Origin of the sequence: Methylocystis sp. H62, assembly GCF_015709515.1 — a bacterium.
Lineage (GTDB): Bacteria > Pseudomonadota > Alphaproteobacteria > Rhizobiales > Beijerinckiaceae > Methylocystis.
On the sequence record NZ_JADNQZ010000054.1, the window covers coordinates 138,542 to 157,114 of the forward strand.

Here is an 18,573-nt window from a genome sequence, read left to right on the forward strand (position 1 = left end):
TTTCGATCAGGATTCGCGCTGCCACATGCAAGGCCTTGAATAAAGATTAGCTTTGGATTGGGAACACAGCGCAGCTTCATTCGTTACAGTTTCGAATTTTTCGAGTCTTCGAAGGCGCCCGTGGTTCATCGCACACTGATCGCCGACTCCGCGCCCATGTCCGTATGCATTGTGCGTAAGCATGGAGCCGATGCGCGCGCGATGGGCGTCCCGGATGGCTGCGCGAAACCTCAGGACCGGCTTCGGTGATCGGTCCGCTCACGCCCCTGGTCCCCCATTTCCTAGCGTTCCACGTCTTAACGCTTGCGCTATGGTGCGCAGGCCTCATCGCGTTGCCTTTGATGCTGTCGCGCCACGACCCAGCGATCAGCCAGGCGGACTATGCGCGAATCCGGCGCTATACGCATTTCGCCTATACGCTTGGCGTAACGCCTGCCGCGGTTCTGGCGGTAGCCTCAGGGACAGTGCTCGTCTTTCTGCGCGACGCGTTCACGCCATGGATGTTCTTGAAGCTCGTCTTCGTCGGCGCTCTGGTCCTCACCCATGGCTGGGTCGGGCACACGGTCACGTCGATGGAGGAAACCCAGGGTCTTCATCAGCCGCCGCATCCTGTCCTGCAGCCGGTGGCGGCGTTTATCCCGATCCTCGCGATCCTGTTTCTCGTGCTCGACAAGCCTGACTTCAGCGAGCTTCGCTTTCCGCACTGGCTCTCGCAGCCGCAGGGCGGTCAGCTCCCCTTTTTGGCGCCCAGCCGATAGTCGAAGACGAGCTTGCCGCCATGCCATCCTGTCACCGACACCATGATCACGCAAAAGATCGACAAAAGAAGTCCGTAGGGCAGCACGACGGCTTCGTAGTCGTACAGCCTATAGCCCCAGTTCACGCCAAGAAGAGCGAGCAGCAACACGGCAAGAATGAAATGCGACCAGGCCGCGGTCCTCGCGCGTATGCCGGCGACGAGCAACAATTCCGCGGTTCCCGACAGCCCCGCGACGAGGCCGAGCAGGAAACCTCCGCCCGCCGACCATACGCCGGCGCGGGCCCAGAAGGCGTCGCCTGTCCACCAGTACAGGAGATCGGCGCCGAGCAGGGTGAATGTCAGCGCAATCGGAAAGGCGACGGACATCGCGTGAATCGGATGGCCGAGCACCGCCACTCGAGATTCGGTGTCGTAAAACTCTGGAAGCTGTTCGATCGGATCAATGAAGCCTCGTGGCTCACCGTCTTGTGTGTTCGGCATCGGCGTTCCTCCGCGCGTCGTCTCGTCCTCTTAACGCCGCTGGCGGTCACAGGTTGCGCCGGCGGCCTCTCAACAGTCGATCCGGCGGGCCCGGCCGCCGCACGGATCGCCGCGCTATGGTGGACGATGTTGGCGGGGTCAGCGGCGATTTTCGCGCTGGTAATGCTGCTGCTGCTGATCGCCTATCGGCGAACGCCTGCCTCTCATCAGAGCGAGCGTCGGCAGGAGCGCTTCTGGCTGTATGGCCTCGGCCTCGCCTTCCCGCTCGTCACCCTGGCCGCACTGCTGATCTATGGGCTGGTTCTGGGGGAAACGCTTCTTCCCAAAGCTAGCGAAAACGTCGTGACGGTGCGCGCAGAGGCGCGTCAGTGGTCCTGGAGCTTCGGCTACGCTGACGCCGCCGGGCGGCGCACGCAAGGCGTTCTGCACATCCCCGCCGGCCGGCCTGTCGACGTCGAGATCACTTCGCTCGACGTGGTCCACAGTTTCTGGGCCCCTCGGCTCGCGGGCAAGCTCGACGCCATTCCGGGGCAGGTGAACGTGCTGAGGATCGAAGCCGCGGCGCCGGGAGAATATCACGGAGTCGACGCGGAATTCAGCGGTCCCGGATACAGCGGCGACGCCTTCACCGTGATCGCGCATGATCCGGCGGGCTGGGGCGCCTTCCTCGGGCGCTCAAAAGAATGAACGCGCTCGCGCGCCATCGCGCCCTCAGCCGCATCTGGTCTTCCGAGCCGGGCTGGAGAGGCGTCATTTCGACCGTCAATCACAGCGATATCGGCAGAATGTTTCTTCTCGTCGCGACGCTTTTCTTTCTGATCGGCGGCGTTCTCGCAATGTTGATCCGAACGCAGCTCGCCACGCCGCATTCGGCGTTCGTCGCGCCTGCGATCTACGATCAGATCTTCACGATGCATGGAACAGTGATGATGTTCCTCTTCGCGATTCCGCTGTTCGAAGGCGCGGCCGTCTATCTGCTGCCGAAGCTGCTGGGCACGCGCGACCTCGCCTATCCGCGCCTCTCGGCCTATGGCTTCTGGTGTTACGTGTTCGGCGGGTTGATGCTGGTCTTCGCGATGCTGGCCGGCCTTGCGCCGGACAGCGGCTGGTTCATGTATCCGCCGCTGTCTTCGAGCGCGCATTCGCCCGGCGTCAACGCCGACTTCTGGCTCATCGGCGTCACCTTCGTCGAAGTGTCAGCGATCGCCGCGGCCGTCGAGATTTGCGTCTCGATCCTGAAGTTTCGCGCGCCAGGCATGTCGCTCGACCTCATGCCGATCTTCGCCTGGTACGCGCTCGTCACCGCGCTGATGATCCTGATGGGATTTCCGCCGTTGATCCTTGGCTCGATTTTGCTCGAACTGGAGCGCGCCTTCGGCTTTCCCTTTTTCGAATCCGCGCTTGGCGGGAGCCCCCTGCTTTGGCAGCACCTCTTTTGGCTCTTCGGCCATCCCGAGGTCTACATCATCTTTTTGCCCGCGGCCGGCGTCATTTCCACAGTCCTTCCGGTGATGGCGCGCACGAGGCTGCTTGGTTATCGCTGGATCGTGGCGGCGGCCGTCGCGCTCGCATTCCTGAGCTTCGGGCTCTGGGTGCACCACATGTTCGCGACAGGCATCCCGCATATGGGACTGGCGTTCTTCTCGGCCGCCTCGACGCTTGTCGCCGTTCCCACGGGGATTCAGATCTTCGCCTGGCTCGGCACGCTATGGAAGGGCCAGCCGCGCCTGACGCTGCCGATGCTCTACATCATCGGCTTTTTCTTCACCTTCGTCATCGGGGGCCTGACCGGCGTGATGGTGGCGATCGTGCCGTTCGACTGGCAGGCGCATGACACGGCTTTCGTCACGGCGCATCTGCATTATGTGCTGTTTGGCGGATTCGTCTTTCCGATGCTCGCCGGGCTGTATTACTGGCTCCCCCAGTTCACCGGCCGCAAGCGCTTCTTTCGAATCGGCGAGATGGCGTTTTGGCTCATCTTTCTGGGATTCAACGGCGCCTTCCTGGCGATGCATTGGGTTGGCCTTCTCGGCCAGCGGCGCCGAATCGCCTGGTATCCCGAGGACGCCGGCTGGACCGAGATCAATCTGATGTCCTCGATCAGCGCTTTCATCATGGCGATCGGCGTCGCAATGGTGGTCTTCGACATCGCGCTGCATGCGCTTCTCGCGATCCGAGGGTCTCGCAATCCCTGGGGCGCCGGGACGCTCGAATGGGCGATGCCGACGCCGCCCGCCGCGTATAACTTCGCCAGCATACCGATCGTCGGCGATCGTGAGCCGCTGGCGAAGGACCCGGCGCTCGCGAATAAAATCGCCCGCGGCGAATATTTCCTTGGCGCGCCGCGCGGAGATTTGCGCGAGACGTTGACCGTCGACGCGGCGAGCGGAAGGCCTGAAGCTCTGGTCATCTTCCCCGGCAATTCGACGCTGCCCATCGCGCTTGCGGCGGCCACCGGCGCGGCCTTCCTCGGCGCTTTGATAAGAGTCTATTGGGTGATTCCACTGGCCTTGCTGTTCGTTGTCGGCTTGTCGCTGCGCTGGGGCTGGTCGCAAAGACAGGCGACGCATTCCGGACTTCAGAATGTCGGGCGCGCGACGCTTCTGCCCCAGGCCATCGAGACCGATCGGTCTCCCGGCTGGTGGGGATCGGTCTTCCTGCTTGGCGCGGACACCGTTCTCTACGGTTCCCTCTTCTTCGGATACGCCTTTCTTTGGACGGTCGGACCGAACTGGCCGCCGCCGCAATGGCTGTCGCTCTCCATTCTCGAACTGGCCCTCGGTCTCATCGGCGCGGCGGCGGCAGCCGTTGGCCTCCAGGCCGCGGCGCGCGCCGTTTCGCGCGGCTCGCCGCCCTCGCTCGGAGTTCTCCTTGCCCTCACCGGCGTCGCCATCACAATCGCGGCGCTTGCGATGACGCTAACGCGCGCGGGCCAACTGACGGATTACGCCTATGGCGCGACGATTTTCGTGATGATCGCCTATGCGCTCATTCATGCTGCGATCGCGGCGATCATGACGTCCTCGCTCGCGTATCGAACCTGGCGCGGCGGCGCGGCGCGCCCCCGAACATCCAACGTCAACATTGTGCGCCTCTGGACCGATTACGCGGCCTTCGTCGCCGCAACCAGCCTCATCGCGACGCAATTCTCGAGCTATCTCACATGAAGGAAATCGTTCGGATCGTCATCGCCATGCTCGTGTGGCTCGCCGTGTTCAGCGCCCTCTATGGACTGGAAGGCGTCGGTTGCGCAGCAGGCTGGCATCGCATCCCGGTCAATGGCGCGACGCTCTTCCAAGCCGCCATGACGATCGCGTTTTTTGTCGCGCTTCTTATCCTTGTCGCCGTTCTCGTCGCGCTGCGCGCGCCGCGCTTTCGCTCCGCCTCACCCTTTGTCGCGCACATCAGCATTGTTCTCGCGGTCGCGGCTCTCATCGCGGGCGCATGGACTCTGTTTCCGGCCCTGGCGCTTTCACATTGCGCCTGAGGGCTTCAGGCCGAGCGCTCAGACGCGGCGCGGCTTTTTACGGAAAGCGCTCCAGCGGCTGGTCGGCGCGAACATAGAGCGGATGACGCGGCGCTCCGTTCCGTGTTCTGCCAAGGCAGGCGAGACGCGCGCCCGATGCGTGAAACATCCGCAGCGTGCCGTCGATTTGATCTTGTCGGGCCAGCGCGCCCCACGCGCAGATGATGGGGAGCGACTGAGCGACCGCTTGCGCGGCAAGGCCAATGAGCGTGCGCCGATTCCTCGGGCCGATCGGATCGCGCGCCGCCCACAGGGCCTCGGGCAAGGGCGAGCGCAGCGCATAAAGATTGGCGACGATGAGTCCGCCGGCGCCTTCGCGCCGCGCAAAGCCGATGCAGCGGCGAAGCGTCGGATCGTCCTCTTTCGCGTCGGCCGTCGACGGATTGAGCATGACGAAGGACAGAATCGGCGCGCCGCTCCATTTGCGCATGAGGCTGTAACGATAAGCGCCGCACTTTGAGATGACGGCGGCTCTCTCGATCTCGCACGCTACGCCGGAGAGGTGAGGCATTGAGTTGACCCTTCGGCGCTCTGTTCCGGCGTTGGCGCTTTCAAATATACCGAATGATCTAACAATCGTCCTTGCCTCGAAGCCCAACTAATAAATCGGCCGAAACCGGAACATATCTGCAGCACGGCAGTTATTCATTTGTCTTGACCGTGGCGATGGTCACGTAGCTATCTTCACAAGGAGGAAGTTTTCATGAGTTCGACCAGCGATAAACTTAAAGGCGCCCTGAATGAAGCCACAGGGTCTGCGAAGCAGGCGGCCGGAAAGGTGATCGACTCTCCCCAACTGGAAGGCGAGGGCGTGTTGCAGGAAATGAAGGGGAAGGGCCAGACGGCGCTCGGAGAGGCCAAGGACGCCATTGCCGATGCGCTGGATGCCGCGGCGACCAAGGCGAAGGAAGTCGCCAAAAACGCCAAGGACGCCGTTCACCGCGCGACCGAATAGAGTTCCGCTCGCGAGCCTCCCTCTTCTTACGAGGGAGGTTCGCCGTGCGACGCTTATGGTGGGCGGCACAGGGATTGAACCTGTGACCCCTCCCGTGTGAAGGAACCCCTTTACTGTTTTCTGCGGTTTACTGCGTCTCTCTAACTCTTACTAATATTCTGTTTTCATGTGCTGTATCCCCTCGGGCGAATAGATTTGGTCGCCAATCTGGTAAAAGGCCGGCTGACCTTGTGGTGTGTAAATCCAACGCGTGTCCATTGAACCCCCGCGGGAGTCGTTTTATTTCGGGTGCTGTTTTCCGCGCGCCACAGCTTTTTGTTTAAGTCTCTTAGCGATCTTTCCCTGCTGACTAACGTTGTGAGTTGAGAAGTCTGCAACGGCGTGAGCCGGATTTGCTTTCATCTTTTCCGAAGCCTCCACCGGATCTTCAACGCAATTTATTTTCTCACCGGTGAATTCGCCCACGGAAAGTGCGTAGACAGCGATCGATTTTCGGCCATTCGAAATATAGAGGTCGAACGCCTCCTCGGCCGTCGCCAAAGATGATCGATCAACCGAAAGCATATTCTCGTCACTTGGCTTTGGCTTGAAATTGCTGCTCGCCGGGATATCGCCGTCTAACAGATCCGGGTGAACCTGTCTGAAAAGCAATTCTTCTTCGTCGGTCAATTGCGTAGACATGCCTATTTCGTCAGCTCGTTAAACCTGGAGAGAAATGCGTCATCGACTCCATCGAATATAATTTCATCGATTACGTGATCACCGCTGATCTCGATCCCATAGATTTTGACTTTCCCATCAGACAGGAACTCAACCGACAGATCCCAGCCTTTGACTTCAAGCTCAAAAAGGATGCCGCCTTCGTCAGTCGGGTAGATCCGATAGTACTCACAGAGCGCGACTCGGAGAACCAAAAACCAATTAGCGGATCTAACCGCCTCGATACTCGGTGCGCTTCCTTCTCCGTCATGCCAGCCGTCTTGCAGGGCAGCCACCTGACTCAATCGGTCCTTACATCGTTTTACTTGGGCGGCGATTTGCTCGTCGATCAGGCTAATGCTGTGAACGTCTATCACGCCCTTTACGCGATCCTCATTATCCAACTGAACCGTCAAGTTCAGCTCTATCGGCTGATCGATGTTGCCATCGAATTCCAGCTTTATGGTCTCGTTGTCGATCGGAATGTCGAATGCGCCATGGCTGTCAGATCGAACGCGGATATGCCCGAGGTCGCCCTCAGGGTTCGAGACAGAGCCTAGGAGCATGCCGACGTCGGCGATTTGGGAATCGTATCGGTCTCTTAAACTTCCGATCAGCCGTTTCCGGACGTCCGACGATAAATAGATGACCTCGCCACGAGCGTTCGTTCTGCCTTCGAATTCGATCCGTTCTTTATCGCGAAGGTTCGCCCCAAATTTGTTCAGTGCCCTGATTTGCTCGGGCGCCATAGCTGCCGGAAATTGCCCAACTGCCGCTTCGTCGAAAAGCTTAACGACTCCGTCGAATGAGGACAGTAGGACATCCTCAATCTGATCGGTGAAACCAGGGAGTCTAGACTGCGTCGTCTCTCGATTCCATTCTAGGACGGGAACCGCGCTGCCATCTTCGACCGCGACCAAGTCAAAAGCCAAGCTGGCGTCAAATCCCTTTGGTACGCGCTTCCGGTCCTCGTGCAACTTGCGCCACTCAGCTTTCGCGAAAGCGACAAGTAGTTCACGAAATGCAGGCAAGTCGACCAGCACGTCGACCGGCAGGCGTTTACCGCTGAAACGAGCGCCAACATACCTCAACCTAAATGACGTTATTTGGGACATAAATCCGCGCTGAGCTCCAAGCGAGTTCAGGGTGCCATGCTTCAGTCAATCACTCGTTAAACACATTGAGACAATAATTCATAGCGAGTGCATAGGCCCTCCTCATGCCGTCAGCTCGTTGTCTAGCTAGACGCCCTACCCAGGCGTTCGCTGGACCGCAATAGATTCTGGACAACAGGAAACGGGAGCGCCAACCGCATCTAGTCACCATAGACGAGTGGTGACTATTTTGTGACTCGCCTCACGCTCTAGCTTTATATTATTGCTTAAGTCTTTGATTTAATGGTGGGCGGCACAGGGATTGAACCTGTGACCCCTCCCGTGTGAAGGGAGTGCTCTCCCGCTGAGCTAGCCGCCCGTCGCCATCGGCGATCGATCCTCATCCTGTAGGAGAGCCCGGCGCCCTCCGTCAAGATCGGAGATCGCCCTCCACCGCCGGAGATCGCCGCCTCGCCGCCGACTGCCCTCCGCCGAGGCTCAAGCCTGGGCGCCGAGCCGCCGGCCGCTCACGGCGGGGTCCAATCCTTCGAGAGAACGCGCCGCACCATCGGCTCGAAGGTCGCGAGCGGCTCGTTTTTATAAGCGGGATCGAACGACACTTCGTCATATTTGGCGCAGAACTCGATCGTCTGCTCATAGGCCGGGTCCGACCGGAATTTGTCGCGGGCGTTGGGATCGAGGCCAAGGTGGGCGGCGTAGAAATAGGTCTGAAACAGGCCGTGCTGCGCCAGCATCCAGTAATTGTCGCGGCTGATGAAGGGCCTCAGAATCGCGGCGATCACCTCGCCATGATTGAACGGTCCCAGCGTTTCGCATGCGTCGTGCAGCAGCGCGACGACCACATATTCTTCGTCCTTGCCGTCGCGCAGCGCGCGCGTCGCCGATTGCAGACAGTGATCGCGGCGCGTGATGTTATAGGCGGTGTCCTTGCCTAGATCGCTAAGCAGTCCAAAGAGCCGGTCCGGCAGCTCCTTGAGCGTGTGCTCGTGGACCTGTTTGAGGATCTGAAAATCTTCATCGGTGCCCTGGTCCATCCGCGTGAAATGCATTTTCTCCATATTGCGAACCTTTCCCGGAACGTGCGCGGCGCCGGCCTCGACGCCGAAGCGGGGCTCAAAAGATCAAGACGCCTCAATCGCGCGCTGGAACAGCGCCTCGTCCAGCGACGCCACCGCATCCCACAGCTCGTCGAAATGCGAAATCACGCGATCGGGCGAAAACGCCGCGACCGGCGTGTCGGTATAGCCGAAATCCACCGCCACCGACGGCGTTCCGGCGGCGCGGGCGGTGTCGATGTCGGTCTTGGAATCCCCGACCATCACCGCGCGCCTCGGGTCGCCGTCCGCCGCCTCGACCGTCAGCCACAGCGTGCGCGGATCGGGCTTGTGCATCGGAAAGCTGCCGCGGCCGCAGATCGCCGCGAAGCGGTCCGCCGCCGAGAGTTTCTGCAACAGCAGCCGCGCCAGTTCTTCAGTCTTATTGGTGCAGACGGCGAGGCGAAAGCCGGCCGCCTTAAACCGGTCGAGCGCCGCGAGCGCGCCGGGGAACAGCCGGCTTTCATCGGCGATGTGCGCCTCGTAATACACCAGGAAATCGCGCACCAGCCCCTCGGCGCGCGCCGGATCGAGCGGCGCGCCCTGATGGGCGAAGCCGCGCTCGATCAGCGCCCGCGCGCCGGCGCCGACAAGCGGCCGTCCGGCCTCGAGCGCGAGCGGCGTCAGTCCCTCGCGCATGAGCAGCACATTGAGCGTGCCGATGAGATCATAGGCGGTGTCGGCCAATGTGCCGTCGAGATCGAAAACGAGAACAGGGAAGCGGGCTGTCATAGCGAAGGGGGTAGCCGCGCCGCCCCCCGGGATCAAGCGCCGTTGATTCGATAGGCGTATTTTGCCGCCTCCGCACGCGACGGCTCAGCGTGTAGACTGCGCCGACCGATTCGCGACAGGGAGCGCAAATATGCGTGGAACGCGCCATTTCCATACGCGTCGACGTGCAGCTTTGACGGCCGGCGCGCTTGTCTTCGTCCTTTCCGGGGCGTCGATGGCGGCGGCCGGAAATTACGAATTTCTGGCGGCGCCGCAGACGGATCTCAATCGCGTGTTTCGCCTGGACCGTTCCAATGGCGAGGTCGGCGCCTGCCAATACGGCTTGAAGGAAGGCGCCGCGATCGGCGTGACGCTGTGCTATCCGCCTGGCGAAGGCGCGCGCGCCGGCGTTTTCAGCGAATATGCGCTGGTCGCATCGCGTCATACCGGAGAAGGCGGCGTATTCCGCGTCGATCTGCGTTCCGGCATAATGTCGATCTGCTTCGTGCTGAACGAAACGTCGGTGGTCTGCACGCCGCCGGCCAAATGAGCGAACGAAGAAGCGAAGCGAATGTCCGCATGAGCGCTTTTTCCGCCGAGGCCATGAAGCGCGCCGCCGCGCAAGCGGCGCTCGAGTCCGTCACGCATGGCATGCGGTTGGGGCTCGGCACGGGATCAACGGCGGCGCATTTCGTCGATCTTCTTGGCGCCCGCGTCAGGGAGGGGCTGGAGGTCGTTTGCGTGCCGACCTCCGAGCGCACCCGCGCGCAGACCGAAAGCCTCGGGATACCGCTCTCCACCCTCGACGAGACCCCGCAACTCGATCTCACCGTCGACGGCGCTGATGAATTCGACGCGGCGCTTCGCCTGATCAAAGGCGGCGGCGGCGCGCTGCTGCGCGAAAAGATCGTCGCCGCCGCCTCGACGCGCATGTTCGTCATCGCCGACGCGACAAAGGAAGTAAAAACGCTCGGCGCCTTTCCCCTGCCGGTCGAAATCGATCGGTTCGGCGCGCGCTCCACCATGCTGCATATCGAACGGGTCGCGCGCGGTCTGGGACTCATCGGCCCGCTGACGATGCGCGACGCGGAGCCTGGCGAGCGCTTCATCACCGACGGCGGCCATTACATCGTTGACTGCGCATTCGGCGCCATCGACGATGCTGACGCCCTCGCTGCGCGGCTTTCGGCGATACCCGGAGTCGTGGATCACGGGCTGTTCATCGGACTCGCGACGGCGATCTTCATCGCCGGCGCCGAGGGCGTGCGCGTCCTGGGAAACATATCGGGCGACCCCTTATGACTTTCGACTATGACCTTATCGTCGTGGGCGCCGGATCCGGCGGCGTCCGTGCGGCGCGCGTCGCCGCCAGCCATGGCGCGAAAGTCGCGATCGCCGAGGAATTTCGCGTCGGCGGCACCTGCGTCATTCGCGGCTGCGTTCCCAAAAAGCTTTACGTGCTGGCGAGCCGCTTCCACGATGATTTCCAGGACGCCGCCGGTTTCGGCTGGCGCGTCGGCGACGTGTCTTTTGACTGGCCGACTCTCGTCGCCGCAAAAGAAAAGGAGATCACGCGGCTTTCAGGACTTTACGCTGAAACGCTCGCGAGTTCCGGCGTCGAGCTCATCCGCGCGCGCGCGACGCTCACCGATCCAAACGGCGTGCGTTTTTCCAACGGCCGCTCCGCCCGCGCTCGCTACATTCTCATCGCCACCGGCGGCGCGCCGGTGCTCGCCCCCCACATTCCGGGCATCGAATTCGGCGTATCTTCAAACGAGATTTTCGATCTGCCGAAGTTTCCGCAAAGGCTGCTGATCGTTGGAGCGGGATATATCGCCGTCGAATTCGCCAGCGTCTTCGCGCGGCTCGGCGCTAAGGTGCATCTCGCCTATCGCGGCGATCTGCCGCTGCGCGGCTTCGACGACGATCTGCGTTCGCGCCTCTGCGAAGCGCTCAAGACGGCGGGCGTCGAACATCGGGCCGGCGTCCTGCCGACGCGCGTTACGAAAAGCGCTGACGTTCTGGAGGTCGAGATGAGCGACGGCGCGCCGCTTGAGGTCGACTGCCTGCTCATCGCGACCGGGCGCAGGCCGATGACGCAGAATCTCGGCCTGGAGGCGGCGGGCGTCGAGCTGCGTGAGAACGGCGCGGTCGCGGTCGATGAGAATTCACGCACGAACCTTGAATCCATCTACGCCGTCGGCGACGTCACCGATCGGATCAATCTGACGCCTGTCGCCATTCGCGAGGGGCAAGCCTTCGCCGACAGCGTCTTCGGCGCGACGCCGACGACGGTCGATTACGAATGCACGCCAAGCGCCGTCTTCACGACGCCCGAAATCGGAACGGTGGGTCTGACCGAGGCCGAGGCGCTCGCGCAGCATGGCGCGATCGACATTTATGAGACGCAGTTTCGCCCCATGCGCGCGACGCTCTCTGGACGCGGCGAACGCGTTTATATGAAGCTGATCATCCACGGCTCGAATGGACGTGTGCTTGGCGCGCATATTTTGGGTCCCGAGGCGGGGGAGATGGCGCAGCTCATCGCCGTCTCCCTGCGGATGGGCGCGACGAAGAGCGATTTCGACGCGACGATGGCCGTGCATCCGACGATGGCGGAAGAACTCGTGACGATGCGCGCGCCGTCACGACTGCTCAGGCCGCAGGCTTAGGCTTCGATCCGCTGGCGCGGCGGCTGCGCCGCAACAGGCTGCTGCTCCGGAGCGGGAGCGGCGGGCCCTGGCGCCCATCTATCGAGAAGGGCGCGAAGCTTGCGCCGCGCCGCGCCCGTTTTCGCCTCCGTGACCCGGGAGAAGAAATAGCCGGCGACGATGGCGACCCCCATCACCGAGAAGGCCACAGCATAATTTTGCGGGGTGGCGAGCTGCGTCGCCCAGTCATTCCCCAATGTGCTGCCGACCGCCGCGCGGGCGAAGATCAGAATCGGCATGTGGATGCTGTAGAGCGAGAAGGAAAAATCCGCGAGCGTCTTGTGGAACTTCGGACGCAGCAATGAAAAGCCTTCGGCCGGCCCATAGCGGAAGGCGAGCAGGACATTGACGAACAAGCCCGACGCGAGAAGATCGCCAGCATCGGCGAGCCAGGGATGGGCCTCGAGAAGATGGCCGCGCACGACGAGCCGGATGACCGCGACGACGGCGGCATAGAGGATGAGCGCCTGCCAGCGCGAGCGGATGATCGGCCGGCCGATCAGCGTGGCGAAGGCGCCGCCGGCCCAGAGAATATAGCCGAATTTGAACCAGCTCGGCGGCATGGAAAGCGCCAGGAAGAGCGCCGCGCCCAGCGCGAAACCCAAAAAGCGCAGCGCCAGCGGGTAGTTGCGCGCGAAGGGCAGCAGCAGCAGCGGAAACGTCACGTAGTACCAGAATTCGCAGGCGAGCGACCACAAGGGCCCGTTGGTGCCGAAATAGTCGAAGGCGATGCCTTGCAGATTGAGAAAGCTTGCAAGAAACAGAACCGGGGAGAAATGGCCCTTGAACAGCGGCCATTCGTAGACGCCGCTGCTGGCGAACAGCCACCTGCCGAGCGAATCAAGAACGAGGGTGAGCGCGACGGCTGGCCCCACGACGAGATAGATTCGCGACACGCGATGAATGAAATATTCGCGCAGGAAGCCCTGATTCTTGCGCATATGGGCGAGAACGGCGCCGCCGACGAGATAGCCCGACATCACGAAGAAGGCGAGCACCGCCTGATGCCCCAGCTCGAAGGCCGAGTAGAACCACCAGACATAGGCGAGCGGCCCGTGCGGCGCGCTCATGATGTCCGCCTGGTTGGTGAACATGTTGTTCGTGTGGACCGCCAGCACGACCAGCGCGCCGAGCCAGCGGGACGCCTCGATGAATTGCGATAGAATGAACGGCATCGCCCCGGTTCGCCCCTCGCTCTCGGCCGCGCTCGCGCCCCGGCGTTATAGCGGGTCTCCCCCGGCTTCGCCAAATCGCCGCGGCCAAGCGCAGGGTCGCATTAAGGGCAATAATCCACTATAAGCGCCGCTGGCGTCGCTGCGAGAACGACCCCAGCGCCTATCGGGCCTGATTTTGCGGAGTTTTGCGAAGTGGAACGTTGGTCGCCGGGCAGCTGGAGAAATCTACCGATCGAGCAGACGCCGGTCTATCGGGACCAGACGGGGCTCGCCGACGTCGAGCGCCAGCTCGCCGGCTTCCCGCCGCTCGTTTTCGCCGGTGAAGCGCGCAACCTGAAGCGCCACCTGGCCGAAGTCGCCGCCGGCAAGGCGTTCCTGCTGCAGGGCGGGGACTGCGCCGAGAGCTTCTCGGAACATTCGGCGGACAATATCCGCGACTTTTTCCGCGTCTTCCTGCAGATGGCCGTCGTGTTGACCTATGCCGCCGCGTCGCCGGTGGTGAAGGTCGGACGCATCGCCGGCCAGTTCGCCAAGCCGCGCTCCTCGCCGCTCGAGAAGCAGGGCGACCTTGAGCTGCCGAGCTATCGCGGCGACATCATCAACGATCTCGCGTTCAATCCGCAGGCGCGCGAACCCGATCCGCAGCGCCAGCTGCTCGCCTATCGGCAATCCGCGGCGACGCTGAACCTCATCCGCGCCTTTGCGGCGGGCGGCTTCGCCAATCTCGAAAACGTCCACCGCTGGATGCTCGGCTTCGTCAAAAGCAGCCCGCAGTCCGAGCGCTACCAGAAGCTCGCCGATCAGATCACCGAGACCCTAAGCTTCATGCGCGCGATCGGTCTCGATCCGGAGCATCATCCGGAGTTGCGCGGCACCGACTTCTACACGTCGCATGAGGCGCTGCTGCTCTGCTACGAACAGGCGCTGACCCGCATCGACTCGACGACAGGCGACTATTACGCGACCTCCGGCCATATGCTGTGGGTCGGCGACCGCACCCGTCAGGAAGACGGCGCCCATATCGAATTCGTCCGCGGCGTCAAAAACCCGCTTGGACTGAAATGCGGTCCGAGCCTGAAGCCCGATGCGCTGCTGCGCCTCATCGACGCGCTCGATCCCGAGAACGAGCCCGGCAGGCTCACGCTGATCTGCCGTTTCGGCGCGGACAAGGTCGAGGACGCGCTGCCGGCGCTGGTGCGGGCGGTGACGCGCGAAGGCCGCAACATCGTCTGGTCCTGCGATCCGATGCATGGCAACACGGTCAGCGCCGGAGGCTATAAAACACGGCCGTTCGATCGAATCATGTCGGAAATTCGCAACTTCTTCGCCGTGCATCAGGCGGAAGGCTCTTACGCTGGCGGCATCCATCTCGAGATGACCGGCAAGGACGTCACCGAATGCATGGGCGGCGCGCGGGCGATTTCGGAGAGCGATCTGCGCGACCGCTATCACACCTATTGCGATCCGCGCCTCAACGCCGAACAGGCGATCGAAGTGGCCTTCCTGGTGGCCGAGCTGTTGAAGGCGGAACGTGTCGCCCGCGGCGTGCGGGAGCAGCACGCGGCGGAGTGAGCCAAGAGTTAAGCCAAGAAGACGCGCGGGCTGGTTAGCCCGTCGTCTCCTCCGCCTCGCGCACCGTCATCTCGGCGCCGTGCCAGACGAAATCGTCGTAAAGCAGCGCGTCGATGAACATCACCGGCAGCATCAGGTCGCGCACCATCAGCGCGAAGGGCGTGCGCCAGTCGAGCGGGAAGCCGCAGACGCGCGCCAGCCAGATCTCGCCGCCGTGCAGCGAAAAGACGATGAGCGTCGTGACCAGCGCCACCGTGGAGATCCCGCCGTCGAGCTGAACAGCGGCATAGGCGCCAAGCACGATCGCCGCAAAACTGCCGTTCATGAATTCCGGGACGTAATGCGCGGGAAAGGTCGCGCGCCGCAGCCGCGCCCAGCGCACATGCCGTGAATAGACCTCACGGGCGGTGCGTCGGCCAAGCGGCTGTTCGAAAGGCATGTCGACGAGGCGCACATCCATGCCTTGAGCGCGGATGACTTTGGTCGAGGCGGCGTCCTCGGCGATTTCACTCGCCAGCGCGCGAATGCCGCCAGCCCTGTCGAGCACGTCGCGCCGCCACATCATGTTCTTGCCCTGAGCGAAGGCGGCGCCGATCGCCTCGGCGCCATATTGCCAGCGCGCCTGGAATGTATTGAGGATCGCGCATTCGACCATCGCCCAGAAGCCCTTCGGACGCGAACCGATCGGCATCGACACGCTCATCGCCGTATTGTCGCGGAACGCGGCAAGCATGGTCTGGATATAGTCGCGGGGCGGCAGCGCGTTGGAGTCGGCGAGGATGACATGATGATGCCGCGCCGCGTCCCACCCCTTGACGCAGTTGTTGAGCTTGGGATTGGCGCTGACATAATCGTCGCCGACGAGCAGCCGCGCCTCGCGCTGGGGATGCGCCGCGATCAGCCGCTCGACCAGCGGAATGACCGGATCGCTCGGCGACTGCACGCAGAAGACGATCTCATAGTCGGGATAGTCGAGGTTGAAGGTCGCGCCGAGCGTCTCCTCGCTGAAAGGCTCCAGCCCGCGCAAGGGCCGCACGATGCTCACCGGCGGCGCATTCTCCGGTGCAGGCAGAGTCCGCGCCCGCGCCCGACATTTTCGGGACATCAGGGCCACGCTTGTGAAATTGAGGATGAGAATGACGGCGCACCAGCCGGCGCAGATATAGGCCAGGATCATGAACGGCGCTTTTTCTTAAGAGTCGTAACGCAGAGAATCGGAACGCCGAACGCCCACGGAGTGGCTCGGCTTGCGGCGCGAGACGCCGGGGCGCGGCCATTTCGAAATTCCGCCTGACAAAGACGCGGCGTCTTGGCAAAAGGAGGGTGGCGCGAGAATCTTCTCCCGACGCGCGGCTGTTGAAAATTCCTGCTGAAAGCTCTGCTGCCGAATTCCCTGTTGAAACTCCTGACGAAGCTTCCTCATGACCTCTCCGATCGTTCGTTTCGCGCCTTCGCCGACCGGCCGCATTCACATCGGCAACGCGCGCGTCGCGCTATTCAATTTTCTGTTCGCCGCCGCCAACCTTGGACGATTCGCGCTACGGTTCGATGACACTGATTTTGCTAGATCCAGCGAGGAATTCGCGCGTGGAATCGAGATTGATCTCGCCTGGCTGGGCGTCGTTCCGCACGAGGTTTTCCGCCAGTCGGAGCGCGTCGCGCTCTATGAGGACGCCGCCGATCGCCTGCGGCGATCCGGCCGTCTCTATCCTTGCTACGAAACCCAGGAAGAGTTGGATAAGCGCCGCAAAATGCAGCAGGCGCGCGGACTGCCGCCGGTCTACGATCGCGCCGCGCTGCGCCTCTCCGCGTCTGATCGCGCCGCGCTCGAAGCCGAGGGACGCCGGCCGCATTGGCGATTCATGCTCGAGCCGGGCGTCGCCGAATGGAACGATATGGTTCGCGGTCCGGCGCACATCGACTGTTCGGCGCTGTCGGACCCGGTGCTGATCCGCGGGGACGGCAGTTTTCTATACACGCTGCCCTCGGTCGTCGACGACATCGATATGGGAATCACCCATGTCATTCGGGGCGAAGACCACGTCACCAATACGGCCGTGCAGTTGCAGCTCATCCGAGCGCTTGCGCCGCATGCGCCGGCGCCGATTTTCGCCCATCACAATCTTCTCATCGGCGCGGGCGGCGAAGCCCTATCGAAGCGGACGGGGTCGCTCTCCATCGCTTCGCTGCGCGAAGACGGCTATGAGCCCCTCGCCGTCGCTGCGCTGGCGACGCTGACCGGCTCCTCGGACAATGTCCATGCGGTGCGCTCGCTCGGCGAACTGGCGCAGAGGTTCGATCTGTCGCATGTCTCGCGCAATCCGGCGCGTTTCGACCCCGCCGATCTCGAAACGCTGACGCATCGGACGCTCGCGCTCTACGAATATGATGACGTGCGCGAGCGGCTCGAAGCCTTGACGATCGTCGGCCGCAAGGCGGAGCCTCTATGGCACGCGGCGCGCGGCAATCTTGCGCGTTTCGACGATATTCTGACATGGTGGCGCGTCGTGGACGCGGAGATCGAGCCGGTCCGCGAGGATGAATCATTCCTGAAAGACGCGGCAAAGCTTTTACCGTCGGAGCCTTGGGACGAGACCACATGGGCGGCCTGGACGAGCGACATCAAGACGGCGACCGGCAGGAAGGGCAAGGCGCTCTTTCATCCGCTGCGGCTGGCGCTGACCAGCGCCGAGAGCGGGCCGGAGCTCGCCGCGCTGCTGCCGCTCATCGGCCACGCCAAGGCGTTGTCGCGGCTCGTGGGCGCCGGCGCATGAAAGCGATGCGCTAGTGCCCTATCTCGCGAGCATCCACGAGATCATCAACTTCGCCGGTCTGGCGCTCGACGTCGTCGGCGTGCTGATCATCGTCATTGGCGCGGTCCTGTCGACGCTCGCTTTTCTGACGCCCTGGAGAGCGCACCCCCTCACCTATCGCGGCTACCGAAAGAATGTCGGCCGCTCGATCCTGCTCGGGCTGGAGTTTCTCGTCGGCGGCGACATCATCCGCACCGTCTCCGTCGAACATCCCAGCCTCGAGAACGTCTTCGTGCTCGGCCTGATCGTGATGATCCGCACGGAGATGAGCTTTACGATGGAGGCGGAGCTCGAAGGCCGCTGGCCGTGGCAGGGCCGAAGCCTGGAGACGGCGGCGCCAAGCGAAGACGAATCGGCGCCGTCATAGCGCTGCTCACCCAGGCAGCACCGAAACGCCGAACAGCCACGGATGCAGATAGAGCACGGTGAGGAACAGCGCCGTTCCGACGCCGAGCGCGATCGCATCGCCGCGCGTGAACTGCGAAATCCGCGGCGCGCCGCCGTCCCCGCGCTTCTTCACCGCGATGCGGTCGAAGACGCCCCAGGCGAGAAAAGACCCGAACAGGATCATGCCGCCGAGATCGCCATTGACGAGCAGATGCGCCAGCGCCCAGCTCTTGATCGCGACGAGCGTCGGATGTCGCAGCGCGCCGCGAATCCGGCCCGGAGGCGCGCGACGGCTCGCGATCGCGACGAAGGCGAACCAGACGAGCGGCATGGCGAGATGGCGTCCCCATGACGGCGGCGTCCAGACATAAATCAGGCCCTCCGCGCGATACCGAATGAAGCCATAGACGATGAGGCCAAGACCGATGGCGGCGACGATCCCGTAGGCGGCCTTATAGGTTTGAAGGCCATAACGCTCGATCAGGCTGGCGCGCGTCTCGCGAAACGCCGTAAGCGTATGGACCCCGAGAAAAATCACGATTCCGAGAATGAGGATAAGCATGGTCTCTCCAGCT

At 62.7% G+C, this 18,573-nt stretch carries 20 protein-coding genes and 1 tRNA gene; 11 read left to right on the forward strand and 10 right to left on the reverse strand.

From position 1 onward, the window contains the following. Window positions 1-245: 245 nt before the first annotated feature. Window positions 246-758 carry a CopD family protein gene (locus IYY11_RS12530; protein WP_196404158.1) on the forward strand — a complete coding sequence of 171 codons (513 nt, stop codon included), beginning with the start codon at window positions 246-248 and terminating at the stop codon, window positions 756-758. Here the strand turns inward: IYY11_RS12530 and IYY11_RS12535 are convergent. After that, a complete protein-coding gene (locus IYY11_RS12535; RefSeq protein WP_196404159.1) occupies window positions 728-1,240 on the reverse strand; it encodes a DUF2231 domain-containing protein in 513 nt (170 codons plus the stop codon). The two genes, IYY11_RS12530 and IYY11_RS12535, sit on opposite strands and share 31 nt — an antisense overlap. Between IYY11_RS12535 and IYY11_RS12540 the strand changes: the two genes are divergently transcribed. Genes IYY11_RS12540 through IYY11_RS12550 form a run of 3 tightly spaced genes read left to right on the forward strand, consistent with a single transcriptional unit; the run spans window position 1,226 to window position 4,727 of the window. Next, window positions 1,226-1,927, forward strand: a complete 702-nt coding sequence (locus tag IYY11_RS12540; protein WP_246719913.1) for a cytochrome c oxidase subunit II — start codon at window positions 1,226-1,228, stop codon at window positions 1,925-1,927. The genes IYY11_RS12535 and IYY11_RS12540 overlap by 15 nt on opposite strands. Further along, window positions 1,924-4,407 carry a cytochrome c oxidase subunit I gene (gene ctaD / locus IYY11_RS12545; RefSeq protein WP_196404160.1) on the forward strand — a complete coding sequence of 828 codons (2,484 nt, stop codon included), beginning with the start codon at window positions 1,924-1,926 and terminating at the stop codon, window positions 4,405-4,407. Before IYY11_RS12540 ends, ctaD begins: the two co-directional genes overlap by 4 nt. Beyond that, window positions 4,404-4,727: a hypothetical protein gene (locus tag IYY11_RS12550; protein ID WP_196404161.1), complete on the forward strand. Its 324-nt coding sequence runs from the start codon at window positions 4,404-4,406 to the stop codon at window positions 4,725-4,727. The genes ctaD and IYY11_RS12550 overlap by 4 nt, the downstream gene beginning before the upstream one ends. Window positions 4,728-4,764: 37 nt before the next feature. Here the strand turns inward: IYY11_RS12550 and IYY11_RS12555 are convergent, their stop codons facing one another. Further along, window positions 4,765-5,277, reverse strand: a complete 513-nt coding sequence (locus IYY11_RS12555; RefSeq protein ID WP_196404162.1) for a DUF1643 domain-containing protein — start codon at window positions 5,275-5,277, stop codon at window positions 4,765-4,767. A gap of 192 nt (window positions 5,278-5,469) precedes the next feature. On the opposite strand from IYY11_RS12555, the gene IYY11_RS12560 reads away from it, so the two are divergent. Then, window positions 5,470-5,721, forward strand: a complete 252-nt coding sequence (locus IYY11_RS12560; protein WP_196404163.1) for a CsbD family protein — start codon at window positions 5,470-5,472, stop codon at window positions 5,719-5,721. Between the two features lie 279 nt (window positions 5,722-6,000). Here IYY11_RS12560 and IYY11_RS12565 read toward each other — a convergent pair whose 3' ends face one another. The 5 genes from IYY11_RS12565 to IYY11_RS12585 all read right to left on the reverse strand — a co-directional run bounded on the left by IYY11_RS12565 (window position 6,001) and on the right by IYY11_RS12585 (window position 9,361). Next, a complete protein-coding gene (locus IYY11_RS12565) occupies window positions 6,001-6,402 on the reverse strand; it encodes a hypothetical protein (RefSeq protein ID WP_196404164.1) in 402 nt (133 codons plus the stop codon). A 2-nt stretch (window positions 6,403-6,404) separates the two neighbouring features. Further along, window positions 6,405-7,535 carry a hypothetical protein gene (locus tag IYY11_RS12570; RefSeq protein WP_196404165.1) on the reverse strand — a complete coding sequence of 377 codons (1,131 nt, stop codon included), beginning with the start codon at window positions 7,533-7,535 and terminating at the stop codon, window positions 6,405-6,407. Window positions 7,536-7,818: 283 nt separating this feature from the next. Then, window positions 7,819-7,893, reverse strand: a tRNA-Val gene (locus IYY11_RS12575). A 148-nt stretch (window positions 7,894-8,041) separates the two neighbouring features. After that, the gene (locus IYY11_RS12580) at window positions 8,042-8,584 is read right to left on the reverse strand and encodes an HD domain-containing protein (RefSeq protein WP_246719915.1); all 543 of its coding nucleotides are present in this window, start codon (window positions 8,582-8,584) and stop codon (window positions 8,042-8,044) included. Between the two features lie 72 nt (window positions 8,585-8,656). Next, window positions 8,657-9,361 carry an HAD family hydrolase gene (locus IYY11_RS12585; protein ID WP_196404166.1) on the reverse strand — a complete coding sequence of 235 codons (705 nt, stop codon included), beginning with the start codon at window positions 9,359-9,361 and terminating at the stop codon, window positions 8,657-8,659. Between the two features lie 130 nt (window positions 9,362-9,491). On the opposite strand from IYY11_RS12585, the gene IYY11_RS12590 reads away from it, so the two are divergent. From IYY11_RS12590 to gor, 3 genes are read left to right on the forward strand one after another with little or no spacing between them, the layout of a single operon-like run. Further along, the gene (locus IYY11_RS12590; protein WP_196404167.1) at window positions 9,492-9,890 is read left to right on the forward strand and encodes a hypothetical protein; all 399 of its coding nucleotides are present in this window, start codon (window positions 9,492-9,494) and stop codon (window positions 9,888-9,890) included. Between the two features lie 29 nt (window positions 9,891-9,919). Beyond that, window positions 9,920-10,642 (forward strand): ribose-5-phosphate isomerase RpiA, encoded by a 723-nt coding sequence (gene rpiA, locus IYY11_RS12595; RefSeq protein ID WP_196404168.1) that lies wholly within the window; start codon window positions 9,920-9,922, stop codon window positions 10,640-10,642. Next, window positions 10,639-12,012 carry a glutathione-disulfide reductase gene (gene gor / locus IYY11_RS12600; RefSeq protein WP_196404169.1) on the forward strand — a complete coding sequence of 458 codons (1,374 nt, stop codon included), beginning with the start codon at window positions 10,639-10,641 and terminating at the stop codon, window positions 12,010-12,012. The genes rpiA and gor overlap by 4 nt, the downstream gene beginning before the upstream one ends. Here the strand turns inward: gor and IYY11_RS12605 are convergent. Beyond that, the gene (locus IYY11_RS12605) at window positions 12,009-13,226 is read right to left on the reverse strand and encodes an acyltransferase (RefSeq protein ID WP_196404170.1); all 1,218 of its coding nucleotides are present in this window, start codon (window positions 13,224-13,226) and stop codon (window positions 12,009-12,011) included. The genes gor and IYY11_RS12605 overlap by 4 nt on opposite strands. A gap of 192 nt (window positions 13,227-13,418) precedes the next feature. Between IYY11_RS12605 and IYY11_RS12610 the strand changes: the two genes are divergently transcribed. Then, window positions 13,419-14,798 (forward strand): class II 3-deoxy-7-phosphoheptulonate synthase, encoded by a 1,380-nt coding sequence (locus tag IYY11_RS12610; protein WP_196404171.1) that lies wholly within the window; start codon window positions 13,419-13,421, stop codon window positions 14,796-14,798. A 34-nt stretch (window positions 14,799-14,832) separates the two neighbouring features. Here IYY11_RS12610 and IYY11_RS12615 read toward each other — a convergent pair whose 3' ends face one another. Next, a complete protein-coding gene (locus IYY11_RS12615; protein WP_196404172.1) occupies window positions 14,833-15,975 on the reverse strand; it encodes a ceramide glucosyltransferase in 1,143 nt (380 codons plus the stop codon). A 244-nt stretch (window positions 15,976-16,219) separates the two neighbouring features. Between IYY11_RS12615 and gltX the strand changes: the two genes are divergently transcribed. Both gltX and IYY11_RS12625 read left to right on the forward strand, forming a co-directional pair. Beyond that, a complete protein-coding gene (gltX, locus tag IYY11_RS12620; RefSeq protein ID WP_196404173.1) occupies window positions 16,220-17,572 on the forward strand; it encodes a glutamate--tRNA ligase in 1,353 nt (450 codons plus the stop codon). A gap of 13 nt (window positions 17,573-17,585) precedes the next feature. After that, the gene (locus IYY11_RS12625) at window positions 17,586-17,978 is read left to right on the forward strand and encodes a DUF1622 domain-containing protein (protein WP_196404174.1); all 393 of its coding nucleotides are present in this window, start codon (window positions 17,586-17,588) and stop codon (window positions 17,976-17,978) included. Window positions 17,979-17,984: 6 nt separating this feature from the next. On the opposite strand, the gene IYY11_RS12630 is transcribed toward IYY11_RS12625, so the two are convergent. After that, window positions 17,985-18,560 (reverse strand): NnrU family protein, encoded by a 576-nt coding sequence (locus IYY11_RS12630; protein ID WP_196404175.1) that lies wholly within the window; start codon window positions 18,558-18,560, stop codon window positions 17,985-17,987. Window positions 18,561-18,573: the final 13 nt, after the last annotated feature.